Below are 26,862 nucleotides of genomic sequence, written 5' to 3' on the forward strand. Positions count from 1 at the left end.
GACCCTTACCACGGGTCTTTTACGAAGATCGTTTCTTCGCGGTGAACTGGTTGTAGGTCATCCGGATCGTCTCCTTCTGACCACGGTTCAGATAGGGATCACCGTCGAGCGCGGCGATGAAATCCCCGCCGCCGCCTGCCGCTGCGGCCGCCGGGGGCGCGGGCGTCTTCGCAGCTTCTTCGCGGGCTTTTCCGAGCTCGGCTTCGAGGGCCGTGGCCTTCGCCTGGGCTTCCGTGGCTGCCGCTTCACGCTCGCGCAGCTTCGCCTCGATCACCGAGAGCTCCTTCTTCACGGCAGCGGCCCCGTCCTCGGCGGCCTTCTTCTGCCGCTCCACGTCGGCGAGCTTCTTCGTGGCGGCCGTCGCCTCGGCGCGCGCGGCGCTCTGGGCCTTCGTGAGCTCGTTGAGCATCTGCTCGCTCGCGGCCGCCGCGCTGCGACCTTCCTCGGCGGCGCGGGCGAGCTCGGCGATGGTCTTCTGCGCGACGTCGCCCTCGATGGCCTTCGCTTCGAGCGCGCGCTTCGCTTCGTCTTGCGCCTTCTGCGCCTCGTCCCGCTCGCGCTCGAGCCGCGCCACGTCGGCCTCGACCGCTTCGAGCTTCCGCTTCGCCTCGGCCGCCGCCTCGGCCTCTTGTTTCGCGGCGGCGGCCTCCTTCTTCGCGGCCTCGGCGTCCTTCTCGGCGGCGGCGCGCTGCGACTTCACGTGGACGAGCTCGCTCGTGGCGCGCTCGCGATCCTTGCGCTCTTCGAGGAGCTGTCGCTGCGCGGTCTTGAGCTTCGCGGCCGTTTGTCGCCGGAGCAGCGAGAGCATCACGCAGAGGCCGAGGGCGATGAGGGTGAGCCAGTAGAGCGTGGACTGCGGCATCGAGCTTTGGGGTCTACGGTAACGGAAACGGCGCTTCGTTTCATCTCCCGCGGGGGAGATCGGCCCGCCTCGATCCTGTGGGAAAAATCTCGAAGACGGACTAGGCTCCGCCGCCATGTGGTGGCTGTGGATCGTCGCGCCGATCGCCGCGGGGCTCATCTTCGTGCTCACGGGGCAGGTCGATCAGCGAGCATTTTCGGCAATCGAAGCGTGGCGTGACGCGCTCGGCGCGCGGCGAGCTGGGCAGGGCAAGGTCCGCTCGAAGGTGGCGGGCGCGAAAAAGAAGAAAGCCAAGGACGGGCGCCCGAAGCGCATCGCGGGCCTCGCCTCGTCGCTCGCGCCGGTGGCGGAGCTCGCGGGCGGCGGAAAGGTGCTCGGCGATTACGAGCTCGCGCCGAAGGTGGCGTACGCGCGGTTCGTCCTCGGCGACCTCGCGGGCAGCAGCGATCACCAGACGGTGATCCTGGTGATGGAGGAGATGGGCCCCACGTTCACGGCGCGCCCGCTCCCGTTCGTCGACGGCAAACCCGCGCCGAACACGGGCATCGTGTTCAGCAAGCACCCGGAGTTCATGGAGGGCTACCTCGTCGAGGGATCGACGTCCCTGGCAAAGGCGATCGGCAAGTGGCTGACCCGCCCGCTACGTGAGCTGCTCCTCGAGTCGGGCGAGGTGTGGGTGCGCGTGTCCGGCAAGGCCATGACGCTGACGATCTACGGGCCGGTGCGCGAGGAGAAGATCGCGGCGCTGCTCGAGATCGCGGACGTGTTCGTCGCGGAGCACGGCGCGGAGGGCGGGCCGTCGCTGTTCGGTGAGGATGAGGATGCGCGCGCAGCGCGGCTCGCCGAGGACGACGAGGACGACGAGGACGACGAGGACGAGGACGAGGACGAGGACGAGGGCGAGGACGACGAGGACGACGAGGAGGAAGAACCCTCGAAGCCTGCGGCGAAGGCGCCTGCGAAGCCTGCGGCGAAGGCGCCGGCGAAGTCCTCGAAGCCGACGAAGGGCTGAGGCGCCGGCGCCTAATTCCGATCGGGGTTGCTTGTCAAGCCTGCGCGGGGGCTCTCGCGGGGAGGGTCGCGTCTTCGGACGGGGCCGAACTCTGCGCGGCGGCGCTCGCGCGATGGACGCTCAGCTTGTCGATGTACGAGAAGAGCGAGGCCTCGTGGCCGGCGGGCAGGGGAGACCCTTCCTCTTCCAGCTCGTCGCGGAGCGCATCACGGAAGCGGCCGAGGAGGCCGAGCGTGGAGGCGCGGAGCGGGGCGGTGATGGCCGCATTCTCGGCCCCCGCGAGGAGTTTTGCCCGTTCGCGGAGGAGCGAATCGATGGAGTCACCCGCGGCGATGAAATCGCTGACCCACGCGAGGAGATCGCCGCCGCCGGGCGTGGCGATGGCTTTCAGGTCGAAGACGAGCCTGTCGAGCTCTTTTCGTGCATCGAGCGCCGCGGCGGCCTCGTCCGCATAGGGCCGGCGAAGGACACCGAGCTGCGGGACGAAGGTCTCGCGAATGCGCTTGGCAGCATTCTTCTTTGCGGCCGGGAGGGCGGGGTGCGCCTCGACGGCCAGGCAGAGGTAATGAATGCCCGTGCCAAACCCGTCATGGCGCTCGTCGGTGGACGCGAGCTCGGCGGCGAGGGGAGCCTGGGTGAGCGCGGGCTCGGGGATCGCCTCGATTTCGTGCTGCTTTCTGCGGAGGCGCGGCTCGTAGAGCTTGCCGGTCTTCGAGAGGCGCAGCTCGTCGACGCGGGTATCCAGGAGATCACGGAGCGAGAGCCGAAGGTCACCGAGGGTCATGTTTCGCATGGTATGCCTGCCTTGTAAATTGACGGCGGGGATAGAGACGGATGGGGCGTGGGAAACGTCATGGGCTCGGGCGGGAAAGCAAGACTCTGACGGGGCTCCCGGCGCGCTCGTACGGTTCGGTGCGGCGGCGCGTGCCTGCCTGGCTGCGGTGGGCGATCCTGGAGGCGAACCTCGCCATGCTCGATTTACGCCGCGCTGCGGTCCTGTCGCTCCTCGCCATGACGGCCTGCCGTTCCTCCGAGAAGGCGCCGGCGCCAGCGGCGACGGTGATTCCTGCGCCGTCGCGTGCGATCGAGGCCGTCCCGCGGCCGAGCGCGACCGCGCCCTACGATCTGGTCGGGCCGCAATCCTTCGTGTTCAGCGGGTACGAGGTGAGCTACCCGGCGGCCGGGAGAATCAGCCATACGGAGCCGTTCGACATCGCGATCATGGTGACGCGCAAGGGCGGCGGGCCCGTGCGGCTGTGACGCGCGGATCCATCTCCATACCGCCCCGATCTCGGACTCGGCCGTCTCCTTCACGGCCGAGGCCTCTGCCCTGATCCGACCTCGCCGTCGGCTTCGCGGCCTGCGCATGCTGTCGCGGTTGCTTGGTTTCTCGAGCCTCGCGGGCTCGCATGTACGCGCCGGTACGTGGCCCAAAGAGTCGCTTGATTTTCACACGTTCATGAGCGAGTGTCCGCCCCTCCTCCGGATGGGAACCAATTCCATGAGTCAGTTGCAAGGGTTCCTCTCCGAGGTCGACCGTCATTCGGCCGAGGCGGAGCCGTTTCAAACGCTCGCCGCGGAGGTCGCAGCGCTGCCCACGGAGCTCCTCGAGCGCGCGCTCGTGCTGGCGGTAAGCCTCCCCAAATCGGTGTTCGGGACCAAGCCGGCGGCGCTCAAGAAGGCCCAGGCGCCGTTCCTCCAGGCCCTGGCGAAGCGCTGGCCGGCCTGCGAGGCGCTGCTGAAGGAGCTTTCCCTGACGAAGGTATTCTCGGACCCGCCGATGGCAGGGCCGTGGAAGGCTTATGAGAAGGCTCTGAAGCTCGTGGATACGGCGGACGGCGTCGATGCCGGGCGGTTCTCCGCGGCGGCCATGGAGCTCTGGTTCTCCGGCGAGGCGGCGGCGGACGCCCTCTTGCGCGGGGCTCTCGCGCGCAATCCGTCGTCACCGGCGATCTTCGCGGCGTACCGGGCCTGCTTCGAGCGGGCGGAGCTCCCGCTGCACGTGGAGCTCGACCTGGACGGCGAAATGTTCGCTGGCGCGGGGGTGCTTTCGGGTTTGCAATGGATGACCCTCCGCGGAACCCACACGGGGACCGCCCATCTCGATGAATTGACGTCCCTCGCCCCGTTTGGGCTGCATTACCTCGTTCGCTCGCCCAACCTGGCAAATCTGCTCCCGCTCCGGGCCCAGATCGTCTCCCTGACCGTCAACCGCTGCGCCGACTTCAAACCGGCCCTCCAGTTCGAACGCCTCGAAAAGATCGTCGTTGCCTCCGAGGACCTGCAAAAGGCCTTCGAGGTCCTCGGAGGCCGCCCTGACCTCATGATCGCCAACCCGCTCACCGCAAGCGATCCCGCGGGCGCCGCGCTGCTGCGCGCGGAGTATTTCGGCAAGGCGTGAGCGGCGGATCTACCTCCGGCCTGCCCGCGCACACAACCATGACCCACTCAGCGACCATGAAGAATACACCCGCAACGTCGAGCCTTGCTTATCGTCGTCCGACCTTCGCCCAGACCCTCGTTCTGGTCCTCGCATTGCCGCTGGTTGGCTGCGCTGAATTGAAGGGGCTGCTCGAGGAGCCTGCATCCCCCCAGGATCGGGCCACGGAGCTCAAGCAATGCTTTCGCTCGTATCTGCGTGGCCCACAGCTGCCCAACCCCAGGGCGCCACGGAGCGTCGCAGACTGGTACGTCCACCTCAAGCCCGAGGTCGTGAAGAAGCTCGCCGACGACGCGCATGTTGATTCTCTCGGGAGCCGCTCATCGGATTTCGCGGACCGCGTGATGGCGCAGGCGATCGAGGCCGGCGTCCCCGAAGGCGACTTTCTGAAGGGCGAGCACCCGGATCCGGAGCCTGCGTGCGGCACTTCCTGGAGCCACGAGGACATCGGCGACTACCGCTTTCGTAACGCTGCGTCTGCGGCGCTGTCGGTGGGACGTCGAGCCGCGTTCGCTGCCTGCGCGCGCGAATTCGACGAGTTCGCACCGAAGGTGAGTAAACTCGCGCAGCAGACGGCCCAAGAGCTTCGCGATCTGCCCCGAGGGGCGACGCATTATGAGGCGTGGTCCTTGTACCGTCGCGCCATGGCAGCACATCGCCAGCTCATGCCGATCAAGGATCCAGACAATACCCCCGTATTTGCGTATGCAGGAACGCCGTACGTCGTGTTTACGGACATGATCGCCCGCTTCGCGAACACGCCGATGTCATTCTTGAATTACCACTGGCTCGGCAGCGTTTCGCCGCTGCCGGACAATGCCGTGCGCCATGTCCAGCCGCTCGACGCGCCGACCGAAAATGACAAGCTCTCGTACTGCGCCCGTAGGCTTCAGAGGGAAGATACGATGTACACTCCCTTCACAGATGAAGAGATCTCCACGTTTTTTCCCCAATTCGATGGCCAGGCGTGGCTCGACGCCCAGCCCACCACGAATGGAGAACCGTACAAAAGCGCCCTGCACATCGACCCGAGGGATCTGCGGCCGGGGCAGACGATGGATCGCGCAGCGGGCGGTCAGGGAGATAAATCAGATGCCGAGCAAGAGAACTTCCGGCTGTACCTGCGAACCATCACGTCGACGGCGCTCAAGGACGGCAAGGGCACCGTCGAATTGACCATCGTCGAGAACCGGCGCTTCACCTATGACTGCAAGGAAGTCGTGAAAATCAAACGCGAGTCGAGTGACACTGCGACGATGACGCGTGAGAACGTCTGCAAGTTCGATGACTCGGTCGCGACGGACAAGCTCACGCTCCGGGTCGATGTTTTGCCGGCGGGCATCTCGCTCGAAAAGGGCGACGAGCTCGTCTTCTTCGCCCGGCGCACGGCCAAGGACCGTCAGGACGGCGAAAAACCCTCGAGGGAGGGCCGCAAGTCATTCATTACGACAACAGCGACGGCGGATCTGGTCTTCTTGGCGGAGGTCCGCCGCGGGCCCCATGTCGTTTTTCCGGCGAGCAAGTAGCACGACTGCGGAAGGCACCCGCCGCGCCGAGCCTCCCACCCTGATCGGACTCCGCCGCCTGCCTCGGCCGCGAGCCCCCCGCCCTGATCCGATCTCGCCGCCTGCCTCGTCCGCGAGCCCCCCGCCCTGATCGAACTCCGTCGGCTGCCTCGTCCGCGAGCCCCCCGCCCTGATCGGACCTCGTCCGGGCCTCGTCGACCACGCAACCGACGAGGTCCGATCTCCTCCGGGGTCTCGTCGACGAGGGATCCGGGGGAACGTACGTTGTGGTTTCGTGTAGGTACGGAGTGGTACGGAGCCGATGACGGTCCTTGCCTTCGTGGGGTGCGGTACTCACCTTCCTGCGCGGCGCGGGTTGTGTCGTGTGAACGCGCTGCGCTGGACGACGTGGACCGGGATCCATCGCCGTCAGGGGAAAAGAGAAGCAGGGAGGCGTTCGACGCGGCGAACGTGGGCGGGGCTCAGTACTCGCACTCGTCCTCGAATGCGTGGGTCTGCACCCTGACCGAGAGGTTGTAGCCGTAATAGGCCTCCTTCGGCCCGCGAACGCGCAGATAGAGGTCCTGCTCCATCGGCCCGTCGTACGTGTCGAGGAAGATGCGGCCGATGTTGCTCTGCGCCGAGGCCACGAGCTGCAAGGTGCCGGCGCTGTAGACGTCGATCTGAATCGTGCTCTCGGGCCCCGCGGGCGGATCGTAGCCCCACGTATACGTCACGCCGTCCTCCTCGTACTCGTACACCGGGCAATACGAGGCGCCGGCGGCCTGCGCGCGAATCGAGAGCCAGCCCGGCATGAAGGGCAAATCCGACGTCGACATGAAGTACCAGTCCTGGTCTTTCTTGCAAATGAACGCAGTCGCGCTCGTATAGGCGGCGCCCCACCCCGAGCCCGCGTAGACATCATAATAGGCCAGTTCCGTGGCGCTCCATAACCTGTTGTTCTTCTCGTACGGATCGGCCTGGTTGCAGACCCCGACCCCTCCCCATCCCGCCACGAGCGCATCGCTCCCCACGCCCTCGATGTCCTCCGGCGCCGGCGAAACGGAGCACGCCGCGGCGCTCGCAGCGATGATGACGCTCGAACACGACAGTGCAAATTTCTTCCGTAATTGCATATGCTTCCTTCTTCAGGTCCCCCATCGTCGGAGGACCCGGAAGCAAGGTAACGGAAAACTGTCCGCCTGAGAACGTGCGAGGCGATTGAATCCTGCTCTGCGGCTGCGTAACCTTTCGTGAGCTCATATCGGACGTTCTCGCCGACGAACCCGAGACGCGGTGTCGCCATCGGCGGCCTCACCAGATACACGCAGGAGCGGCGATCGATGGTCGGGATCGGAAACGCGTGGAGCGGGTGTGCCGGTATTTGATCAGACTCCGTCGGCTGCGTCGTCCGCGAGCCCCTCGCCCTGATCGGACCTCGTCCGGGCCTCGTCGACCACGCAACCGATCTCCTCCGGGGTCTCGTCGGCGAGGGATCCGGGTGAACGTACGTTGTGGTTGCGTGTAGGCGCCACATGAGGCGTCCTTCGTGTCCTCTCCGACCCTCGGCGTGGTTGGCCTCACTGCCGTATGGAAGTACAAGGGATCGAGGGAGGATGTTGTGGCCAGCGAAAGCGAACGATTGCCGACGACGCTCCGGATCACGAACGGCGCCATGGCGATGGACGGCGGTTCTCTTACTCTTCACGCCGTGGACCAGGACGGAGCTCGGGTCGAGCTCTTTTTAGATTGGTCCATCCGGAGCCATCAGGAGGGCAAGACGCAGTTTTACGCGAACGGCCAGCCTGTCCCCCGAGGGGCGCCCGAAGAGGCGCGCTGGCTTTCGCTCATCGGGGGTTCGGTACCGAAGCCGCACACGACGCGGCCCACGTCCGAGGAGAGCGGAAGGTCAAGCAAGGGCGTGATCTTGGCAGAAGACGCCGCCGGGTATTTCAATGCAATCGAGCAAGGACCCGCGTCCGCCCTCGCTCACCTGGCGAGCCGCCTCGTCTCCCTGGTCTCGTCGCAGGCCTACCAGAAGGCGCGCGCGCCCGTTTCGCCACAAGCTCCACAGGATCGCGCCCGATCGTCCCTGGCTGCCGCGATGAAGGAGGCGATGCGCCACTGCAAAGTCGTGACCCGAATCCCGATCGAGGAGCTATGGACGGACGACGGTGCGCTGCCCGCGACGCGCCTCCGCGCGCTCGACCGAGCAGCGATTCGCGACCTCTTGCGCCTCGGCTCCGTTCGGTTCGTCGTCGCCAACGTCGGCCAACCCCTGCAGTGGATCCCACCCACCCAGCAATTCGATTTCTGGCGACGCGACGGCAATCTGCGCCTCGCCAAAGCGGACGAGATTCGTCTCGGCAATTTTCCAGACGGCATGGCTTACCGGGCATCCGAATGGACCGTCCCCGGCGACGAGGCCCCCATCATCCTCCTGGAAGTTTACCATTGAACGGCGCTGCCATGGCTGCATCCCCTTCCGACATCGAGACCCTCCCCGGGTTCATGGACTGGTTCGTCGGGGAGCCCGACGCGACGCGCGGGGAGCCGGTCGGGGTCGTCGAGGTCCACCGCATCGGCGCGACATTCTCTCGATCGCTCACCGAAGAAGAGCGCGCCGAGGTCCTCGGCTTTCTTCACAGCCACATAGGCGCGCACAAGGAGTACAAACTGTTCGGAACCCTCGCGGTGCCTCTCGCGGAGATCTCCGGCGAGCGCATCGATGAAGTCCGCACCGTCGCGCGCGAGATCGAGCTCGCAGGCAATCACGGCGGCTCCTACCTGGACATGAAATGCATGGTGGGCCTCCCGTTCGGCGCGCGGCGTGACGCCGCCGAGAAGAAGCGCGCGACGTTCGGCGGGGAGATCCTCGAAGACGACGAGAAGTGCGCCTTGGTTGCGCCTCTCGTGATTCCCCTGCGACAGGACGCGGGGACGGTCGCCGAAATCAACAAGTACCTCGCGCACGAACGAAAAAGCATCGGGGATGTCGAGCTCGACAAGCCGCCCGTGTTTCTTGCCGAGCTGACGATGGTCTTCGAGGAGCGCGCGGCCGCCGAAGCTTTGCGCCCGCGGTTCGACGCCGTCGGGCTCACGACGAAGGTCGTCGAGCACGTCAGCAAGTCGGTCTTCTGGGACGTTGTCGGGTGGCAGGAGCGCTGGCTGGTCAAGACGGGGCGCGTCGAAGAGCTGATGCGACCCGGCGTGTTTTCCACGGCGGGATTCTTGGGCGAGACGGAGCGACTCGACGAGGTGCTGAAGGAGGACGCGCGCACGCTCGCCTCGCTGGGCATCACCGCCAAAGACGTCGCTTCCCGCATTCGCGAGATCGTCGGCAAGGCGCTCCGCCGCTCGATGAAGAGCGCGCGGGCAGAGGACGGCCACGAGATCGGCAGGTTTCGTGTTCGATTCCTGAAATGGGGCGGATATCAGGAATGCCCTTGGCTTTGCACGCCCGATCCCGGATGGGCTTCGATCGATTTCGTGATCGAGGACCGCCGCTCGGGCGCGAAGCTCCGAGGGCCCGGGCTCATCGTGCACTTGATCGCTGAGCACGGCTTTTTCGAGGGGAAGGAGAGCCCCTACCGCGTGGATCCGAGGGAGGCGGCGGAGGTGCTGGGGCTGCCGCGCACCTTCTGGGATCGGCTTTTCCGGCGCTGAATCAATCTTCCCGCACGAGCAGCTTCCGCAAGAGCTCCAGCGGATGGAACCCGAGCATCTCTTCGAGCTCGCCATGCTGCGCGCTCTTCGCCGCCCGATCCCACAATCGCTCGATCGACCCCGCCACCACGCCGTTCGAATCGACCCGCTCCATCACCTTGCGCATTGCCAGGAACGCCGCGCGGCTCGCGTCGATCCCCAGCGGAATCGCCATCGGCGCGGGCAACGGCGAGAGAATGATGTCGCGCACGAACGCCGCGCGCGCCCACGCGCCCGGGCTCGGGTCCACTTCGAGCGCGCGGAACGTCGCCGTCTCCGCGTAACAGCCGAACGCGATCGGCCCGACGCGATCCTCGATCGCGTGCGAGAGGTGCCGGTAGTCGCGGCGCCAGTCGCCCGAGAGCAGGCCCATGTCGCCGCGGATCTCGTCAGGGCCGAGGATCAAGCTGATGCCGTCCTGCCCGCGCCGCAGCGCCACGCTCGTCCAGAGCTCGCCGCCCTCGAAGATGCCGAGCACCATCGCCTTGCCGATCGGACACACCGCATCGAGGCTGCCGCGCACCATGCCCGGCGTCGGGATCGGCACGCCGCTGAGGCGCAGCGGCCAGGCCGAGAGGCGGCCCGCCGCAAGCTCGGCTTGCGCGAGCGAGAAGAGCGTGAGCGCCTGCGTCGCGAGGTCGTCGCCTTTGCGCGCGCGCGCCGCGAAGCGCTCCATGATCCGCTCGAGCGTGCCGCTCTCGAGCACGATGCAGAAGCTCGCGTCGTGGCGCTGCGCGAGCTCTTCGGCGGTCATCGGCCACTCGATGTCGCCCGTGCCGAGACGGCCCACGTTCGTGTGGAGGAGCTTGCGCAGGCGGCCGCGGTCGTGGATGGCGATCACGCCGCCGCGCGGGCGGTTCGGATCACGCAGCTCGCCCGTGGTGCGTCGGGGCCGGAAGAGCGACAGGACGCGGACCCAGTCCGTCGCGGTGAACCCCTCGAAGCGTACGTGGGGGGAGAGCACGGCGGCGGAGGGTACCCCGACGCGTGGAGGTTGTCAGGTCCCGCTCTCGGACGCGGGCTTCTTCTTCTTGCGCTTCTTCTTCTTGCCCTTGTCGTCGTCGGGCTTCTTGGTCTTGTCGTCGTCGGGCTTCTTGGTCTTGTCGCCGTCTTTCGACTCCGCCGAGGCAGGCTGCGTCGCCGCCGACGCCTCGCCTTCGCTCGCGCCTTCGGCCGTGTTCTTGCTGCGGTAGTGCGAGAAGCCGAGCTTCTCGTAGTAGCCGGCCTTGCCCGTCTGTCCGGGCTCGCGGCTCTCGATCGTGCCGCCGCCTGGCTGGGGCTCGGTGACGCCCGGCGTGCGGATGTCGGGGCCCTGCGTGACCACGAGGTACTCGTCCACGACGTACTCGGGGTGCTCGTCGTCCTTCGCCTTGGACTCGAGCTCCTTCGGGCCCGTGCCGACGTTGATGATCTGCGCCGTCGGCGGGTACGAGTCGCTCCACTTGTAACGAAGCGCGTGCGCGCCGTCGCGCACGACGCGTGAGCTCGTGGTCTTGAAGCCGGGGATACCGCGCTGCGCGAGCACGCGCATGCCCTCGGGAAGTTTGGGCGTCTGGCGCTCGACCTCCTCGAAGGGGAGCACCTCGTCGATGCGACGGAAGTACGTGACCGTGTGGCGGCGCTCGGGGCCGAGAATCTCGGCGCGCACGACGCCATCCGAGACGGTCTCGTGCAGGACGATCGGGAAGTCGAAGGGGTTGCGGAAGCGGAAGCTGATCGTCGGGTAGACGACGGTCGCGTCGAGGCCGAGCTTGATGTACGAGCTCGGCCGCGAGTGCGGGTAACGCTCGACGATGTCGAGGCCCGAGAAAAAGGCCGCGCCGTGCAGCGTGCCGGAGATCTGGCAGGTGCCGCCGCCGAGGCCGTCGACGAGCTCGCCTTGCGCGATGACGGTCGCGACGCGGTAGCCGTGCGCCTCGTCGCGTGGGCCGACGACGTCGTTGAAGTCGAAGATCTCGCCGGGCATGATCACGGTGCCGTCGAGCTTCGAGGCGGCGAGGCGGAGGTTGTACGTGCGGTCCCTCGTGCGCTCGCCCTGCGTGTAGCGCGTCTCGAAGTAGCCGAGCACGTGGCTGAACTGGACGTTGCCCATCTGCTCGGCGCGGCGCTTCGGCGGGACCTTTTCGACGGCGGCCGCGACCTCCTCCGCGCCCTGGCGGAAGGCCGCGTCGATGCGCGCGATCGTGCCGTAGACGTCGAGCCGATGGCCGTCCTTCTCGGGGACGAGTTTCTTCTGCGCGAGGTCGACGTAGGCGTCGGTCGCGGCCGCGTCGAGCTCGCTCTTCAGCGCGAGGAGTTTGTCGACCGCGGCCTCGGCGTCGAGGATGAGCGGCAAGGGGATGTCGAGCGGCTTGCCGGGGTTCGTCTCGTCGTGCGCGCGGCGGAGGGGGCTGCCTTCGCGCAGCGCCTCGCGCACGAAGCCGGCGAGGCGGACGCGATCGATCTCGGCGCCGAGCGCGCCGCGGCGGATCTTGCGGCCCGTGCCGTCGGGCAGCTTGATCGTGATCTCGCCGGAGGCGTACCTGCGCACGAGGTCGAGCGCGTTCGCGACCGGATCGCCCTGCATCGGCACGGCCATGCCGGCGACGCGCAGCTCGGGCGTGGGGCGGACGACGGGCGCCTCGGGCGCGGGCGGCAGGAGCAGCCACGTGATGCCGAGGCCAGAGGCGATCGCCACGGCGGCCATCGCCGCGTAACGTTTTACCTCGGAGGATCGCGGGGCTCGCATCGCTCCGGCATCTTGGAAAGAGAGGCCCGTCGCGTCAAGCGAACGGCTCGATGCAATAGAGTTGCAAAAGCATCCGAGGTGGTTTAGAAGGGACGTCGTGGCACGGCGGTTCGTTGGTCAGCCGCCGTGCGTCACGCCGCTCGCGGGGGCGCGGGTTTCCCGGACCCCTTCTTCACCGCGCCCTCGCGAGCGGGCTTTTTTTCGGCTTCAGTCAGCCACGAAACCCTTCCAGCGGCGCATGTAGTCGACGAACTTCGGGCTGAGGCCGCGCTCGAGGAGCTCGGCGGCCGCCATCGGAGGGCGCCTCGGCTCCCACGTCGCGTCGCGCGCGCGGAGCGGCCAGTCGGGGTTCAGGATCGCGGAGCGGGCGAGCGAGACGCCGTCGGCGCCGAGCTCGAGGAGGGCCTCGGCCTCGGCGCGTGTCCAGATTTTGCCCGCGACGAAGAGCGGGACGTCCGCCGGGAGAGCGTGGCGGAAGATCGGGATGGGATGCACGTCGGGGCGCTTCTTCGTGTTCGCGAAGCTGTCCCAGAGCGAGACGCCGAGGAAGTCGATGCCGTCCTCGGCGAGCCAGCGCGTGAGCGTGAGGTTCTCGTCGAGGTCGAGGCCCTTGGCCTGGCCCCAGTCCTCGGGCGAGATGCGGACGCCGACGAGGAACGACGCAGGGACGGCGGCGCGCGCGGCGCGCGTGGCTTCGCGCAGGAGGCGCGCGCGGTTCTCGAAGGAGCCGCCGTAGGCGTCGTCGCGCTTGTTGCCAGTCGCGCTCAGGAACTGGCCGAGGAGGTAGCCGTGCGCGCCGTGGAGCTGGACACCGTCGAAGCCCGCGCGGTGCGCGCGCACGGCGGCGTCGCGGAAGGCAGCGATGACGCGCTCGATGTCCTCGCGCGTCGCGGCGCGCGGGTTTGCGGCGTCGCCTTCGAGCTCGCTCGCGCTCCACGGGCGCTCGCCGGTGACGCTCGTGTCGGCGCGGGCGCCGCCGTGGAAGATCTGGACGATGGAGAGGGCGCCGCGGTCGCGGAGCGCGGTGGCGAGGCGCGTGAGGCCCGGCAGGAGCTTGTCGTCGTAGATGCCGAGCTCGCCGGGCCAACCCTGACCGTCCCGCGTGACGTGCGCGGCGCAGGTCGCGACGATGCCGAAGCCGCCCTCGGCGCGTAGCGCGAGCCAGTGGAGCTCTTCGTCGGAGAGCGTGCCGTCGGCGTGGCTCTGCTGGTTCGTCATGGGCGCGAGCGCGATGCGATTGCGCGCCGTGCGGCCGTTGCGAAACGCGAGCGGTTCGAAGAGGTCTTTCGAGGCCATCGTGCGGCGAGGCTAGCAGCGCTCTCGCCGGGGGCCATGCTCGGACATTGTGCGTCCGGGCGAGGGGCCTCGTTCATTGAAATGAGCCGGCGGATCCATTAAAGAGAGCAGACGTACCGCGGCCGGTCGATGGACGCGGCGAGGGCGGGCCGGACGCGCCGGCTGCCCGCGCCGCGCGTCGCGCGGACGCTGCATGTCTTCAACGAGGCTCGCATGAACCTTGCTGCACAGCGCTCGCCCGCGACGCGCTCGGGCGCGGACGATCGATTCGTCGCCGATGAATTCCTCAGCCTTCGCGGCCGGGCCGTTCGATGGGAGCTCGCCGCGTGGTCGGGGGCGATCACGCAGGCGCTCGCACGGGCGCTCGCGCAGAGCCGCGAGGAGCGGCTCGCGGCGCTCGCCCCGTGCTTCGAGGAGGCCACGATCGTCGCAGGTCACCTCGGCAGGCACGAGGACGCGCGCCGCATCGCGGAGGCCGCGGTCCGTTTTTATGCGGCGGTCGCCCGGCAAAAGCGATCGGCCGAGGCGCTCGCGTTCGCCGTCTCCGCGCTCGTCGGGCTCGGCGCCGCGGAGCGCGCGGCAGGGCGGCTCGACGAGGCGCTCCTGCACCTCGGGCGCGTGCGCTCGCTCGGGCTCGGCGCGGAGATCGGCGCGGGGCTCCTCCGCGTGTCGCGCGCGCAATGGGAGAGCGTGCTCGCGCTCGAGCCGGCTGCGGCAAGGGCGATCGCGCTCGCGTCGGCGACGGAGACGCTCTCCGCGCTGCTCGCGGCGCGCAGGCTCGAGGACGTCGTGTCGCTCGCGCTCGTGTCGCGTCGCGGCGCGACGGATCCCCCCGCGCTCGAATGGGCGCGCAAGGAGGCCGCGCTCTCCGCGCTTTGCCGGCTCGGCCGCCCCGACGAGGCGCTCGCGCTCGCCGCGCGTTACACCGTGGAGGCGGGCGAAACGGAGCGGCTCGTCTTCGAGCTGCGCCGGGCCGAGGTGCTCGCGTGTTTCGGCGACGTCGCGAAGGCGCGCGCGCTCGCCGAGGTGGTGCTCGGGCAGCTCGAACGCAAATGGCGATCGCGCCCCGGCACGCTCGAAGACGTGCGGCTCGCCGCGCGCGTGGCGAGGCTCTGCGCGCTGCTCGGCGAGGCGTCGTCGGCCGATTTTTGCTGGGCCGCGCTGGCCGAGGCGCTCGCGATCGGCGACGTGCCGCTGCAAGCGGAGCTGCTCGTGCACATCGTGGAGACGGACTGGGACCAGGAGCGGCGCGACGACGCCTCGGACCTTTTGCGCGCGGTGGCGCTCGGATCGGGGTATCGATTGCCGGCGGCCGAGCACCTGCTTTCGCCCGAGGACGGACCGCGCTCCTCGCGCTCGGCCGACGAGCGCGCGCCTGGCTTCACGTCGCTCGTCGCTTCGCTCTGCGCGCTCGATCCGGGGCGGCGCACGTCTTGACTTGATCGGTAGAAGGTCGCGCGGATCGGTGTAGCATCGGTGTCGGCCCGCCATGACCGATCCCACGACCGACCGAATCACCCAGGGCACCCTGCGCACGTCGAGCGGCGCGCCTTTGCCGCTCGAACACACGGACGTCGAGGCCAAGATCAACGGCCCCGTCGCGAGCGTCACGCTGAAGCAGCGCTTTCGCAACACGACGGGCGGGCCCATCGAGGCCGAATACCTCTTCCCGCTGCCGCACGAGGCGTCGGTGCACACGATGCGTTTTCGCATCGGCGCGCGCACGGTCGAGGCCGTCGTCAAGGAAAAGGAAGAGGCGAAGCGCGCGTACGAGGCCGCGCGGCGCGAGGGGCGCAGCGCGACGCTGCTCGAGCAGGATCGGCCGAACCTGTTCACGCTGAGCGTCGCGAACATTCCGGACGGCGAGACGATCGAGGTCACGCTCGGCTATCAGGAAAAGCTCGCGTTCGACGAGGGCGAGTGGCGCTTCGTATTCCCGATGGTCACGACCGAGCGCTACCACGCGAGGACAGCCGCCGACGTGCCCGAGGCCGCCGCCGCGATCCGCCCGCCACGCGCGGCGACGGGGGAGCGGAAAGCCGATGTGAGCGTCAGCGTGGAGATCCGCGCCGGCGTGCCGATCGAGCCGCCGCGCTCGCCGTCGCACAGGCTCGACGTCGAGCCCCTCGAAGGCGGCGCATTCCGCGTGAAGCTCTCCGCGTCGGAGACCGTCCCGAACCGCGATTTCGTGATCGCCTACCACGCGCAACACGACAAGGGCGTGCGGCCTCGGGTCCATTTCGAGCGCCAGGCCGACAAGATGGGAACGTTCCTGCTCGTCGTGACGCCGCCCGTCGCGCCGCTCGAAGACCTCTCCCTCGCGGAGGCCGGCCCGACCGGCGATCACCGCACGTTCCGCTGCAACAATTGCGGCGGCGCCCTCCGGGATCCTTCGACAGTGAAGGAATGGCCGGGCCTCGGACCGGCGTGGAAATGCGAGTATTGCGGCGTGATCGTCGCGGCGACGCGCGAGCTCGCGAAGGTCGGGCTGCCGCGCGACGTCGTTTTCCTCGTCGACCGCTCCTGCTCGATGCGCGGCCAGAGCCTCCCGCAGGCCCGGCGCGCGGTGCGCTTGATCCTCGATCACCTCGGGCCGGGCGATCGCGCCCAGGTCTTCGTGTTCGATCACGACCGGATCGCCGCGGACAAACAGGGCGAGAAATTCGTCCCGATCACGAAGGAATGGGTCGAGGAGATCGACGTGTTCCTCCGGAGCATGACGGCGCGCGGCGGCACGGAGCTCGAGGAGGCGCTCGTTCGCGCGTCGAAATTGCCCACGGAGAAGGGGCGGACGCGGCTCGTCGTCTTGCTGACGGACGGCGCCGTGGGCAACGAGGGTCGGATCTTCCGGCGCGCGCCGGAGATCCTCGGCAAGGAGACGCGCCTTTATGTGCTCGGCGTGGGTCCGTCCGTGAATCGTTATCTCGTCGAGCGGCTCGCGCGTGCGGGCGGCGGCGCGAGCGACGTGCTCTTGCCCGGCGAGGACGTCGAGACCGTCGTGCCGCGCTTCGCGCGCCGCGTCCGTCAGGCGGGTCCCGTGCTCAAGAATTTGCGTTTGTCCTGGGACGATGCGATGCCCGTGGACGTCTATCCGAGCCCGGCGCCCGAGCTCTTCGGGGGACAAACCGTGCAGCTCCTCGGCCGTTTCGCCGGGTCGGGGAAGAGCCGGCTCGTGCTCACGGCGGAGCGCGCGACGGGTGAGCCGTTCCGGCAGGAGGTCGACGTCGAGCTGCCGGAGCAATCCGATGAGATCCCGGGGCTCGAACGGCTGTGGGCGCGGCTCCGGATCGACGCGCGTTTGTCGCGGCTCGCCGAGGCGCCCGGGGAGGCGGCCGAGGTGCGCATGGAGGTGCTCGCGCTCGCGCTGAAGCACAAGCTCCTCTCCCCGTACACGGCGCTCGTGGCCGAGGACAGCGAGAAGCGCGTCGAGGGGCCCGCGAAGAAGGTGCAAATGGAAGCGACGGCCTCGCTCGCGGATGAGGGCGGGGAGGATGCGTTCGAGGAGGGCGCCGTTGACGGGATGGTCGCGGAAGGCACAAGGTCGTTCGGCGAAAAGGCGAAGAGGGCCGGGGCGACGCGTGGGAAGGGGGGCGGCGAGATGGATATGCTCTCCGCCCGCTCGCTCTCCTTCGAAGACGAGGACGACGCCGAGGATGAATCGGTGCGTACGCGCGACGACATGCCTCGAGGGGCTGAGTCGGTCGCCGCCGCGCGTCCGTCGCTGAGAGCCCGCACGATGGTCGCGCCCCCCGCGCCGGCGCGCCCCGCAATGGCCGCGCCCGCGGCGCCGGGAGGGGCGCCTCGGTCAGGAGGAGCGTTTGGCGGGCCAACCGCGGCCAAGCCTCCGCCGCCGCCCGCCTCGGCGGGGGTGTTCGACGCCGAGGTCGGAGCGCCCAAGCGCGGCGGCGGAGGGTTTTTCTCGAAGGTGAAAGAGGCCTTCGGGATCGGCGGAAAAGAAAGAGAGGAAGCGGCTCCGCCCGTGCCGGCGACGATGGATTTCATGCCGATGGAGTCCAAGACGGCGGACGACGCGCCGGCCACGCCGCACGAGCCCGCGGCCCTCGCGTCGGCCGCCCCCGCCCCGGCGGCGGCGGCGCCGCAAGGCCGGTCGCAAGGCGCGCCGCCGCTGCAATCGAACGACTCCGAGGCATATTCGCCCGAGATGCTGGCCCGCGTGGCGAGCGCCGGCGCCGGCGAGCTCGACCTCGTGTTCCTCGTCGACGAGACGGGCAGCATGGGCGAATACATCGAGGAGGTGAAGCGCAGGCTCGTCGAGATCATCGACGCCCTCCGGCGCGCCCCGCTTTGCCGCAGCCTGCGCCTCGGCCTCGTGAGTTACCGCGACCATCCCCCGCAGGATCGCTCCTTCGCGAGCCGCGTCGTGCCCCTCACCGACGATATCGCGTCGATCAAGAAGGGCGTCGAGCGCATGCAGGCGTCGGGCGGCGGCGATGGGCCGGAATCGGTGACCGACGGGCTTTACGACCTCGTGCGGCTCGATTGGCGGCCCCGCGCGGCGCGCGTCGTCGTCTGGGTCGGCGACGCGCCGCCGCACGGCGTGGAGCCCTCCGGCGACGCATTCCCCCAGGGCTGCCCCTGCGGGCACCACTGGTATGCGCAGGCCGAGAACGCCCGCGAGATGGGCATCGTCATTCACGCCGTCGGCTGCTTGCCCACGCTGCGCCAGTACGTGGGCGCCGAGGACGTGTTCAAGACGGTGGCGCGAACGGCCCGCGGCCTGTATTTGCCGCTCGAACGCGCGAACCTCCTCATCCCGATCATCACCGGTGTCGCCGAGACCGAGCTCGACAAGCAACGCATCGAGGAGCACATCGCCGAGGTGCTCGCGAAATACGAAAAAGTGCTCGTCCCGGCCGAGCAGGAGGAGCGCGTCCGCTTCGTGACCGACGTCCTCCGCCAGGGAAACGTGCGCCCGCGTGGCCTCGTCTACGACCCGTCGAAACCCGGCCCCTCGCCGCTGCGCTTCCGCGAGATCACCCCGGCCGACGTGGAGGAGGGGATCGAGCGGCTCCGCAGGTTCGCGCGTACCTCCCTGTAAAACCGATTCCTCTCAGCAACAAACCTCGGGCTGCGAGCTGCGCGGGCTCGAGGGCCGCTCGCCCGTGATCGCGCGCGCGCTCGCCTTCGCCGCCTGCACGCAATCGCGCAAAAAGTGCCGGTAGATGTCGAGCGCGCCGGCGCCGAGCTCAGCGAGCTGCTCGGCGGCCTCCGGCATCCCGTCGAGGATCTTTTCGAGCGTCGAGGCATACAGCGCCGCGCGCTCCACGCCGACCGGCGCGCGCTTGCGCAGCCACGTGAGCCGGTCGGCCACGTCCGCCCCGAGCACACGCTGGGCCTGGATCACGAGCCCGAGGCTGAGGACGCTCGTGACGCGCTCGATCTCGTACTGGATCGCGGCATACCCGAGGGGCAGGTCTGCATCGAGGACCTCCTCGTTCAGCACGCGATAGGCGCGCATGACGACGGTCGGTCGCTCGGCGAGCATGGCGACGTCGATCGAGATGCCGCACCGGATGCAGACGATCTGCGCGACGGCGCGGGCGTCGCGTACGACGTACGAGGCGCGGACCTCTTCCTGGGCCGCGTGCTCGCGGAACGACCGGGCGATGGCGTCGAGCCCGAGCGCGTCGCATTGCTCCGCGGCGCTCCGCGACCAGCGCGCGGTCGGTTGCATGAGGTAAGGCGTCCGGGCGAACCATTCGAGCAAGAAGCACTCGACCAGGACGGGGGACGCGTCGGCGGCCAGGATCTCGCCGAGGACGTGGTCATTCTCGACCTCGGCGCGGAGGGAAAGGACACGTGGCTCGTAAAGGGTCTTCAAGCTGTTCATGGGGGGAATGCCTCGCGTCGAGGTAATTGCATTCGCCATGCCACGAGCGAAAAAGCCGGGAAATCACGACCGTCACGGGATTGTCGAGCCGATTCTGCTCGATTGGAGCTTCAGGGGCCCTCGGTCAGGCAAAATCGGGGTGACGCGGCTGCCCTATGGTGATGCTTTCCCGCATCAGGGATGCGGCGCAGGCTCCCCACCACGGCGCGCACGCCGCACCCGCGCGGCAGGTGAACTTTCACACCGGCAGTTGACTGTTGACAAGGAAACGTTTTTCGTGTGGAGGGCACCGCAGGTGCATCCTCGTCGTCGGGGTGGAGGGACCGGGAACACCAGGGAAAGGGAAGCAAGCCCACCGTGCATCCGTCGAACACCAACACCGCGAGGGGACACACGGCCCGCGCTCACCACGGGGGCGGTTCGAAGCGAACACGCAGGCGCATGGTGGCTTGCGTTTCGGGGCGTGCTCGACCTACGGTTCCGCGAGCGGTGCTTTCCATCGGAACGAAGGGAACGACGAGAACGTGAAGGGGCGCCTCGAGCTCGCAGTCTTCGCCGCGGGCGGCGTCACCCGTCACCCGCTGCCCGCCGAGGGGAAGGTGATCCTCGGCCGCGCCGAGGAGACCGACATCCGGATCGACGACGGCTCCGTCTCGCGCCGTCACGCGCAGATCCACATCGGGCCCCCCTTGCGCATCGAGGACCTCGGCAGCGCGAACGGAACGACCGTGCGCCGCGAGAAGGGCGCAGGCGGGACGGTGCGCCTGCTCGACACGCGCGTCGAAGCGGGGAAACTCGTGGAGTTCGGCGTCGGCGACGCCATCAACCTCGGCTCGACGATCCTCGTCGTTCGCAAGCTCGACGAGGAGGAACCCGAGGCGGCAGGCGAGGGCTCGCCGAGCAGCTACGTGATCCGCGACGAGGCGATGAAGCGCCTCTACGCGCTCGCCGAGCGCGTCGCCGAGGGCCCGATCAGCGTGCTTTTGCTCGGCGAAACCGGCTCCGGCAAGGAGGTCCTCGCCGAGACGATCCATCGCAAGTCGCCGCGCGCGGCGGGGCCGTTCCTGCGGCTCAACTGCGCCGCGCTCAGCGAATCGCTGCTCGAGAGCGAGCTCTTCGGTCACGAGAAGGGCTCGTTCACCAACGCGGTGCGCTCGAAGCCCGGCCTCTTCGAGACCGCGGAGAAGGGCACGGTCTTCCTCGACGAGGTCGGCGAGTTGCCGCTCGGGATCCAGGTCAAGCTCTTGCGTGTGCTCGAGGACCGTCAGGTGATGCGCGTCGGTGGGCTTGCGCCGCGCCCCATCGACGTGCGGTTCGTCTCCGCGACGAACCGCGACCTCGCGTTCGAGGTGCAGAAGGGCACGTTCCGCCAGGACCTCTACTTCCGGCTCAACGGCATCGCGCTCTCGATCCCTCCGTTGCGCGAGCGTCGCTCGGAGATCGAGCCCCTCGCGCGGACGTTCGCGGCGCGCGCGGCGGCCTCGATCGGTAGGAGCCCGCCGGAGATCACGCGCGAGGCGCTCGCCGCGATGACGAGCTACGACTGGCCGGGCAACGTGCGCGAGCTGCGCAACGCCATCGAGCGCGCGGTCGTGCTCTGCGAAGGCGTGATCCGGCCCGACGATCTCGTGCTGGAGGGGCGCGTGCAGGGCACGGCCTCGTCGCCGCGCAACGTGCCGCTCACCGGCACCGTCCCGCTCACCGCGATGGATCCGTCACTGTCGTCGTTCACGGTCCCGGCCGACGACGCGACGTCGCAGCTCCGCGGCGGCCTGGTCGATACGGGCGCGTCGGGCAGCCTGCGCGAGGAGCTCGGTTCGCTCGAGCGGCAGCGCATGATCGACGCGCTCGAAAAATGCGCGGGCAACCAGACCGCGGCCGCGGCGATGCTCGGAATGCCACGACGTACGTTCGTCTCGAAGCTCTCAGCCTACAACATCCCCCGGCCGCGGAAGAAGGGCTAGGGTCAGGGCGGACCCGTGGGGGGTAGGGGATCACGCTCGCGCGCGGCGCGCACGATCTTGGTCCCCGGCGCCTGAACTCTGGCATAATGGCGAAAACCAGAGGACGGCATGGGCGCCCCGAGCGTGGTCTTTCTCCCGACTGGAACGCTATTTCACGAGCGTTATCGTGTCCTTCGGGGCATCAAGGCGGGCGCGATGGGCGCGGTCCACGAGGCGCGCGACGAGCGCACGCACGGCCTGTGCGCGCTCAAGGTGATGCTTCCCGGCGTCCTCGACGACGCGGTGCTGCGGGATCGGTTCGCCCAGGAGGCGCGGATCACCGGCGAAATCCGCAGCGATCACGTCGTGCGCGTGACCGACGCGGGCATCGACCAGGTCACGAGCATGCCGTTCCTCGTGATGGAGCTGCTCCACGGCGAGGAGGTCGGCGCGATGCTGAAGAAGCGCGGCCACATCCCGATCGACGAGGCGCTCGTCTACCTCGGGCAGGTCGCGTTCGCGCTCGACAAGGCCCACGCAGGGGGCATCGTCCACCGTGACCTCAAGCCGGGCAACCTCTTCATCGCGGAGCGCGACGACGGCTCGCCGTGCGTGAAGATCCTCGATTTCGGCATCGCGAAGATCGTCTCCGAAGGTACGAACTCGAACATGACGCAGGCCGTCGGGACGCCGACGTACATGGCCCCCGAGCAGATCGCCGGCAAGAGCAGCCAGATCGGGCCCGCGACCGACATCCACGCGCTCGGCCACATCACGTACACGATGCTCACGGGCGAGGCGTACTGGCAGGAAGAGGCGCGCGAGCACGGCGTCTACGCGCTCATCCGCCGCGTCGTCGAGGGGCCGGAGGAGATGCCCTCGGCGCGCGCGCTGCGCCGCCGCGGCATGGTCTTGCCGGCGTGGTTCGACGGGTGGTTCGCCCGCGCGACGGCCTTGCACCCCGAGGATCGTTTTCAGCGCGCGACCGAGGCGATCGCGGAGCTGCGCGATCAGTACGCGGAGTCGGGGCCGGACTCGTTCCGGATGAACTTGACGATCCCGCTCGTGCGGCGCTCGGACGCACCCGAGCGGCCGCTCGAAGAGGCGTCGACGACCCGCGCGTCGGTGGCCTTGATTCAAGCCTCGACGCCACCCGCGCCGCCGCCTTCGCGGTCGCGCTGGGCGACGGCCGCGCTCGTCACGCTCGTTTGCAGCGTCCTCACCCTCATGGGCGGGCTCGGGGTGCGGGCGCTCGTCGGCGCGGCGTCGCTCTCGGTCGCTCGTTCGGGTTTGCCCGACACCGTGCCCTTGCCGCCGATCGTGACCGCCGAGGCGCCGCGCACCGAGCTCGCGCATCCCGCGCCGCCCTCGACGCCGCCCGAGGTGGGCGCGGACGCGATCGAGGTGGAGCCTGCCCCCGCGGCCGGGACGCCCACGCCTGCGCAGACGACTGCATTGCCCGGAAAACCCGGTTCCTTCACGCAGCCGGCCCGCACGGCTTCCACCGGGGCTCCGCTTCCCTCCACGAAGAGCACGGCGACGAAATCGCCCCGCAAGCCCTACGAGCCTCCGGCGTCGATCGATTAGGAGACATCTTTGCCCATGACGAGCGGAAAACCCAGCGCGTGGATCGTTCGTTCGTTCGTCGCGCTCGGGGTCGTCCTCGTCGCGTCGGGCGCGCGCGCGGGGGACCCGGCCGACGAGGCCCGGGCGAATGCGCTGTTCCAGGAGGCGCGCGCGGCGTTCATCGCGGGGGAGTACGCGACGGCGTGCCCAAAATACGAGGAGGTCGTCAAGCTGCGCCCCGGCCTCGGCGCCCGCATCGGCCTCGGCGATTGTTATCGCAAAATGGGCCGGCTCGCGCGGGCGTGGGAGACGTACCGCGCCATCGTGGAGGACGCGGCGCGCATCACCTCGACGTCGAAGAGTTTTGCCGAGAAATCGACGGTGCAGAAGCGCGGCGACGAGGCGAAAACGCGGATGGGCGAGATCGAGCCGCATCTCGGCTGGATCACGGTCGCCGTGCCCGAGGCGGTCCTCGCATTGCCGAACGTGGTGGTCACGCTGGACGGGGTCGCGCTCGCGCGTGAGGCGCTCGGAACGCGCCTGCCGGCCGAGCGCGGCGAGCACGTGGTCGACGTCAGCGCGCCCGGGAAAAAGTCCTGGGAGAAGAGCCTGGCCATTGCGGAGGGCGCGGAGTTGACGGTCGCGGTGCAAGCGCTCGAGGACGAGGCCGCGCCGAAACCCGAGCCGAAGACGACCCCGGAGACAAAGGGGCAGGAGCCGCCCAAGGGGACGAACACGGCAACGCCGCCGACGCCGACGCAAGACGCGCCCGGACCGCGCGGGCCCCGCGGACCCGACCGCATTCCGGAGACGCCGAAAGAGAGCTTCTTCGGCCCCCAGCGCATCCTCGGCCTCGGGCTCGGGATCGCGGGGATCGGCGCGGGCGCCGCGGGCGCGTATTTCGGGATCCGCGCCATGCAGAAGCGCGACGAGAGCGAGGTGGACGGGCATTGCTCGGGCAACACCTGCAACGAGCTCGGCTACCCCGCGCGCAAGGACGCCTATCAATCGGGCAACCTCTCCACGGGGCTCTTCGTCGCGGGCGGCGTCGCGTTCGCCGGCGGGCTCGCGCTCTTCTTGACGGCTCCGAAGCGCACGAAGCCGCAGACGACGGCGATCCTCCTGGGTCCTTCTTCTTTTCTTTGGACGGGGCAGTTCTAGCGCCCGAAAGGGAACTCGGTCATGCGGCGTGCATTGGTGCTTGGGCTCGTGCTCATGGGGGTTGGGGCGGGGGCTGTCGGGTGCAATGCGGCCCTCGGCATCGACGAGCCGGTGCTCGTGCAGACGGGTTCCGGCGGGACGGGCGGCGGCCAGGGCGGCGCCGGTGGCCAGGGCGGCGCCGGCGGGTCGATGTGCACGGCCGCGGAGATGGTCTGCGACGGGATCGACGACGATTGCAATGGCACGATCGACGACCTGCCGCTCGCGACCTGCGGCTTCGGCGTCTGCCTCGTGACCATCGAGGCGTGCGTGGACGGCATGCCCGTGCCTTGCGTGCCCGGCTCGCCCTCCGAGGCCGAGCTTTGCGACGACGACAACGACGGCATCGACGACAACTGCAATGGTCAGGTCGACGAGGGCTGCCCCTGCGAGGTCGGCGAGACGCAGGCCTGTTATACTGGTTCACCGGACACGCGGAACATCGGCGCGTGCAAGGACGGCTCGCAGACGTGCGTCGCAAAGGACACGTGGGGGCCCTGCGAGGGCGACACGCTTCCCTCGGTGGAGACGTGCAATGCGGTCGACGACGATTGCGACAATGTCCTCGACGACGGCTTCCCGGAAATCGTCTGCGGCGAGGGCGCGTGCCAGGTGACCGTGTCCACCTGCAACCCCGCCGGCGGGGATCCTCCCGAATGCACGCCGAAGGACCCCGTCGAGGAGATCTGCAACGGCCAGGACGACGATTGCAACGGCGTCGTCGACAACGGCGACCCGGGCGGCGGCGGGGCGTGCATGTCGGGCATGCCGGGCCAATGTGCCACGGGGACATACCATTGTGATGGCGGCGCGCTCAACTGCATCCCCGACGCGAAGCCGACGACGGAGACCTGCAACAACGTCGACGACGATTGCGACAACGCGACGGACGAGGACAACCCCGGCGGCGGCATCGACTGCCCGACGGGCCAGATGGGCGAGTGCGCGTTCGGCAAGACCCAATGTTTCGTCGGCGCCTTGATCTGCGCCGCCCCGCCTCCGACGGACGAGGTCTGCGACGGTAAGGACAACGACTGCAACGGCGTGATCGACAATCACGGCGTGGACGCCGATCTACCGTGCACGACGGAGATGCCAGGCGAGTGCGCGCCGGGCAAGACGCTCTGCGTGTCGGGCGAGCTCATATGCAAGCCACAGAAGTTGCCCGAAATGGAGTATTGCGACGGCAAGGACAACGACTGCGACGGGATGACGGACGAGGGCAACCCGAACGGCGGGGCGGCCTGCACGCTCTCCTCCAAGAAGGGCGTGTGCGCCGCCGGGACCGACACGTGCGTGGGCGGCATCATCACCTGCGTGCAGAACGTGCAGCCGTCGGCCGAGATCTGCGACGGCCTCGACAACGATTGCGACGGCGACGTGGACGAGAGCCTCGCCTGCGGCGCTTGCGGCGCGGTGACGATCGCCTCGGGCAGCTGCACGAGCTTCGCGATCCCCGCGCAGAACCCGCTCACGACGAGCTGCGAGCAGGTCTTCCCCCCGGCGTCGAGCATCGCGATCTCGATCGCCGAGACGGCCGTCACCTATTACGTCAATGCGGCCGGCGGCAACGACGGTAACGACGGCAAGAGCCCCGCGAAGGCCTGGGCGACGCTCTGCAAGGCCGTGGCGATGGCGCCCGCGGGCAGCACGATCCGCGTCGCGCAGGGCGGTTATGCATCGACCTCGGTCATCGTGGCCAAGGAGATCACGATCAAGGGCGGATTCAGCTCCTCGTTTGCGAACTGGAATCCGGACACGTACCCCACCGTGTTCTATGGCCAGCTCACGCTCGACCACAACAAGGCGGTCTGGGGCGGCTTCCGGATGCTCGCGTCGCCCACGACCTCGCTCACGCAGCACAACCTCCGCGCCGGCACGTTCGTGCGCAACTACGTGGAGACGCTGTTCAGCGGCGGCGCCGCGACCTCGGCCGCGCTCGGCACGACGGCCTGCCCGGGCAGCACGTCGACGCTGTTCGGCAATGACGTGTACGCCCGCTCGACCACCTCGACGACGCACGCGGCCATCCAGTTCGGCAACCAGCGCGGCGCGACGATCCTCGATTCGAACCGCGTCTGCGTCGAAGGCAAGAGCAGCGGCGCCGTGACCTATGCCATCAACGGAATCGGGCCGAACACGCCGAGTCCGGCCTCGCTGATCGCACGGAACAACGTGATCGAAGCGGCGAGCAACAATGCCTACCTCGTCAATTTCTCGGGGTCGAACGGCGGCGTCGATTTCAACTTGATCTTCACGAACAACACGATGCTCGCCCGCACGTACGGCTTCTGGGGCACCGCCGCGTCGAGCGGCAAGATGCGCTGGCGGTTGACGAACAACATCCTCTTCAGCATCACGGGCGGCAGCACGGCGGTGAACCTCGGCTCGGGCGCGGGCGTCTCGTTCGATTCGGCGGAGAACAACCTCGTCTTCGGGTTCACCAACAACCTTCTCAGCACGCCCGTCCCCGTGTCCGCGTCCGGCAACGACACGACGAACACGCCCACGGCGACGAGCGTCTTCATCAATGCGACGGGCGGCGATCTCCGACTGAAGGCCGGCGGCCAGGGAGACGGTACCGGGAAAAACGTCTACAACCAGGCCACGTACGGCACGGTCACGACGGACATCCTGCAATCGGCACGGCCCCAGGCGGGGGCTTGGGATCGCGGGGCGTACATGAACTGAAGGCCGAGCGGGGGGAACGGCGCGTTTGGTGCGCCGGACCTCTTGCGACGCGGCGTGGATCGA

General features: G+C 68.7%; 20 protein-coding genes. 12 read left to right on the forward strand and 8 right to left on the reverse strand.

From position 1 onward, the window contains the following. Positions 1 to 19: 19 nt before the first annotated feature. Entirely contained in the window at positions 20 to 862 is an 843-nt protein-coding gene (locus tag QHF85_RS27925) for a hypothetical protein (protein WP_281330383.1), read from the reverse strand. Positions 863 to 977: 115 nt separating this feature from the next. On the opposite strand from QHF85_RS27925, the gene QHF85_RS27930 reads away from it, so the two are divergent. After that, on the forward strand, positions 978 to 1,874 hold the full coding sequence (locus tag QHF85_RS27930; protein ID WP_281330384.1) for a hypothetical protein: 897 nt from the start codon (positions 978 to 980) through the stop codon (positions 1,872 to 1,874). Positions 1,875 to 1,908: 34 nt separating this feature from the next. On the opposite strand, the gene QHF85_RS27935 is transcribed toward QHF85_RS27930, so the two are convergent. After that, positions 1,909 to 2,658 carry a hypothetical protein gene (locus QHF85_RS27935; protein WP_281330385.1) on the reverse strand — a complete coding sequence of 250 codons (750 nt, stop codon included), beginning with the start codon at positions 2,656 to 2,658 and terminating at the stop codon, positions 1,909 to 1,911. Positions 2,659 to 2,798: 140 nt separating this feature from the next. Here QHF85_RS27935 and QHF85_RS27940 point away from each other — a divergent pair, with 140 nt between their 5' ends. The 3 genes from QHF85_RS27940 (at position 2,799) to QHF85_RS27950 (ending at position 5,840) form a co-directional block, all read left to right on the forward strand. Then, positions 2,799 to 3,134, forward strand: coding sequence for a hypothetical protein (locus QHF85_RS27940; RefSeq protein ID WP_281330386.1), 336 nt, complete (start codon positions 2,799 to 2,801; stop codon positions 3,132 to 3,134). Positions 3,135 to 3,375: 241 nt separating this feature from the next. Beyond that, positions 3,376 to 4,275 (forward strand): hypothetical protein, encoded by a 900-nt coding sequence (locus QHF85_RS27945; protein ID WP_281330387.1) that lies wholly within the window; start codon positions 3,376 to 3,378, stop codon positions 4,273 to 4,275. A gap of 56 nt (positions 4,276 to 4,331) precedes the next feature. Further along, complete coding sequence (locus tag QHF85_RS27950) at positions 4,332 to 5,840, forward strand: hypothetical protein (protein ID WP_281330388.1); 1,509 nt, start codon at positions 4,332 to 4,334, stop codon at positions 5,838 to 5,840. A 461-nt stretch (positions 5,841 to 6,301) separates the two neighbouring features. Here the strand turns inward: QHF85_RS27950 and QHF85_RS27955 are convergent, their stop codons facing one another. After that, positions 6,302 to 6,955: a hypothetical protein gene (locus QHF85_RS27955; protein ID WP_281330389.1), complete on the reverse strand. Its 654-nt coding sequence runs from the start codon at positions 6,953 to 6,955 to the stop codon at positions 6,302 to 6,304. A gap of 252 nt (positions 6,956 to 7,207) precedes the next feature. Next, positions 7,208 to 7,354 carry a hypothetical protein gene (locus QHF85_RS27960; protein ID WP_281330390.1) on the reverse strand — a complete coding sequence of 49 codons (147 nt, stop codon included), beginning with the start codon at positions 7,352 to 7,354 and terminating at the stop codon, positions 7,208 to 7,210. Between the two features lie 86 nt (positions 7,355 to 7,440). On the opposite strand from QHF85_RS27960, the gene QHF85_RS27965 reads away from it, so the two are divergent. After that, the gene (locus tag QHF85_RS27965) at positions 7,441 to 8,277 is read left to right on the forward strand and encodes a hypothetical protein (protein WP_281330391.1); all 837 of its coding nucleotides are present in this window, start codon (positions 7,441 to 7,443) and stop codon (positions 8,275 to 8,277) included. An 11-nt stretch (positions 8,278 to 8,288) separates the two neighbouring features. Next, positions 8,289 to 9,485, forward strand: a complete 1,197-nt coding sequence (locus QHF85_RS27970; RefSeq protein ID WP_281330392.1) for a hypothetical protein — start codon at positions 8,289 to 8,291, stop codon at positions 9,483 to 9,485. Position 9,486: 1 nt separating this feature from the next. Here QHF85_RS27970 and QHF85_RS27975 read toward each other — a convergent pair whose 3' ends face one another. The 3 genes from QHF85_RS27975 to QHF85_RS27985 form a co-directional block, all read right to left on the reverse strand. Then, positions 9,487 to 10,488: a hypothetical protein gene (locus QHF85_RS27975; protein WP_281330393.1), complete on the reverse strand. Its 1,002-nt coding sequence runs from the start codon at positions 10,486 to 10,488 to the stop codon at positions 9,487 to 9,489. Positions 10,489 to 10,521: 33 nt separating this feature from the next. After that, positions 10,522 to 12,252 (reverse strand): VanW family protein, encoded by a 1,731-nt coding sequence (locus QHF85_RS27980; RefSeq protein WP_281330394.1) that lies wholly within the window; start codon positions 12,250 to 12,252, stop codon positions 10,522 to 10,524. A gap of 207 nt (positions 12,253 to 12,459) precedes the next feature. After that, positions 12,460 to 13,548: an NADH:flavin oxidoreductase gene (locus QHF85_RS27985; RefSeq protein ID WP_281330395.1), complete on the reverse strand. Its 1,089-nt coding sequence runs from the start codon at positions 13,546 to 13,548 to the stop codon at positions 12,460 to 12,462. Positions 13,549 to 13,761: 213 nt separating this feature from the next. On the opposite strand from QHF85_RS27985, the gene QHF85_RS27990 reads away from it, so the two are divergent. Together QHF85_RS27990 and QHF85_RS27995 are read left to right on the forward strand one after the other, a co-directional pair. Beyond that, a complete protein-coding gene (locus QHF85_RS27990) occupies positions 13,762 to 14,985 on the forward strand; it encodes a hypothetical protein (protein ID WP_281330396.1) in 1,224 nt (407 codons plus the stop codon). Positions 14,986 to 15,037: 52 nt separating this feature from the next. Continuing rightward, on the forward strand, positions 15,038 to 18,607 hold the full coding sequence (locus tag QHF85_RS27995) for a VIT domain-containing protein (RefSeq protein ID WP_281330397.1): 3,570 nt from the start codon (positions 15,038 to 15,040) through the stop codon (positions 18,605 to 18,607). 12 nt (positions 18,608 to 18,619) lie between these two features. Here QHF85_RS27995 and QHF85_RS28000 read toward each other — a convergent pair whose 3' ends face one another. Further along, positions 18,620 to 19,399 carry a hypothetical protein gene (locus tag QHF85_RS28000; protein WP_281330398.1) on the reverse strand — a complete coding sequence of 260 codons (780 nt, stop codon included), beginning with the start codon at positions 19,397 to 19,399 and terminating at the stop codon, positions 18,620 to 18,622. Between the two features lie 524 nt (positions 19,400 to 19,923). Between QHF85_RS28000 and QHF85_RS28005 the strand changes: the two genes are divergently transcribed. From QHF85_RS28005 to QHF85_RS28020, 4 genes are all read left to right on the forward strand, one after another. After that, positions 19,924 to 21,363, forward strand: coding sequence for a sigma 54-interacting transcriptional regulator (locus QHF85_RS28005; protein ID WP_281330399.1), 1,440 nt, complete (start codon positions 19,924 to 19,926; stop codon positions 21,361 to 21,363). Between the two features lie 108 nt (positions 21,364 to 21,471). After that, positions 21,472 to 22,929, forward strand: a complete 1,458-nt coding sequence (locus QHF85_RS28010) for a protein kinase (protein WP_281330400.1) — start codon at positions 21,472 to 21,474, stop codon at positions 22,927 to 22,929. Between the two features lie 15 nt (positions 22,930 to 22,944). Beyond that, positions 22,945 to 24,069, forward strand: coding sequence for a tetratricopeptide repeat protein (locus tag QHF85_RS28015; protein WP_281330401.1), 1,125 nt, complete (start codon positions 22,945 to 22,947; stop codon positions 24,067 to 24,069). 21 nt (positions 24,070 to 24,090) lie between these two features. Continuing rightward, a complete protein-coding gene (locus tag QHF85_RS28020) occupies positions 24,091 to 26,799 on the forward strand; it encodes a MopE-related protein (protein WP_281330402.1) in 2,709 nt (902 codons plus the stop codon). Positions 26,800 to 26,862 lie beyond the last annotated feature (63 nt).

The sequence above is a fragment of the Polyangium sp. 6x1 genome (assembly GCF_029946515.1).
Taxonomy (GTDB): domain Bacteria; phylum Myxococcota_A; class Polyangia; order Polyangiales; family Polyangiaceae; genus Polyangium.

What these genes read in the sequence shown, in the direction of transcription:
- QHF85_RS27925 (WP_281330383.1), bottom strand. Translation starts at nt 862, where the DNA reads ATGCCGCAGTCCACGCTCTACTGGCTCACCCTCATCGCCCTCGGCCTC.
- QHF85_RS27930 (WP_281330384.1), top strand. Translation starts at nt 978, where the DNA reads ATGTGGTGGCTGTGGATCGTCGCGCCGATCGCCGCGGGGCTCATCTTC.
- QHF85_RS27935 (WP_281330385.1), bottom strand. Translation starts at nt 2,658, where the DNA reads ATGACCCTCGGTGACCTTCGGCTCTCGCTCCGTGATCTCCTGGATACC.
- QHF85_RS27945 (WP_281330387.1), top strand. Translation starts at nt 3,376, where the DNA reads ATGAGTCAGTTGCAAGGGTTCCTCTCCGAGGTCGACCGTCATTCGGCC.
- QHF85_RS27950 (WP_281330388.1), top strand. Translation starts at nt 4,332, where the DNA reads ATGAAGAATACACCCGCAACGTCGAGCCTTGCTTATCGTCGTCCGACC.
- QHF85_RS27955 (WP_281330389.1), bottom strand. Translation starts at nt 6,955, where the DNA reads ATGCAATTACGGAAGAAATTTGCACTGTCGTGTTCGAGCGTCATCATC.
- QHF85_RS27970 (WP_281330392.1), top strand. Translation starts at nt 8,289, where the DNA reads ATGGCTGCATCCCCTTCCGACATCGAGACCCTCCCCGGGTTCATGGAC.
- QHF85_RS27980 (WP_281330394.1), bottom strand. Translation starts at nt 12,252, where the DNA reads ATGCGAGCCCCGCGATCCTCCGAGGTAAAACGTTACGCGGCGATGGCC.
- QHF85_RS27985 (WP_281330395.1), bottom strand. Translation starts at nt 13,548, where the DNA reads ATGGCCTCGAAAGACCTCTTCGAACCGCTCGCGTTTCGCAACGGCCGC.
- QHF85_RS27990 (WP_281330396.1), top strand. Translation starts at nt 13,762, where the DNA reads ATGAACCTTGCTGCACAGCGCTCGCCCGCGACGCGCTCGGGCGCGGAC.
- QHF85_RS27995 (WP_281330397.1), top strand. Translation starts at nt 15,038, where the DNA reads ATGACCGATCCCACGACCGACCGAATCACCCAGGGCACCCTGCGCACG.
- QHF85_RS28000 (WP_281330398.1), bottom strand. Translation starts at nt 19,399, where the DNA reads ATGAACAGCTTGAAGACCCTTTACGAGCCACGTGTCCTTTCCCTCCGC.
- QHF85_RS28010 (WP_281330400.1), top strand. Translation starts at nt 21,472, where the DNA reads ATGGGCGCCCCGAGCGTGGTCTTTCTCCCGACTGGAACGCTATTTCAC.
- QHF85_RS28015 (WP_281330401.1), top strand. Translation starts at nt 22,945, where the DNA reads ATGACGAGCGGAAAACCCAGCGCGTGGATCGTTCGTTCGTTCGTCGCG.
- QHF85_RS28020 (WP_281330402.1), top strand. Translation starts at nt 24,091, where the DNA reads ATGCGGCGTGCATTGGTGCTTGGGCTCGTGCTCATGGGGGTTGGGGCG.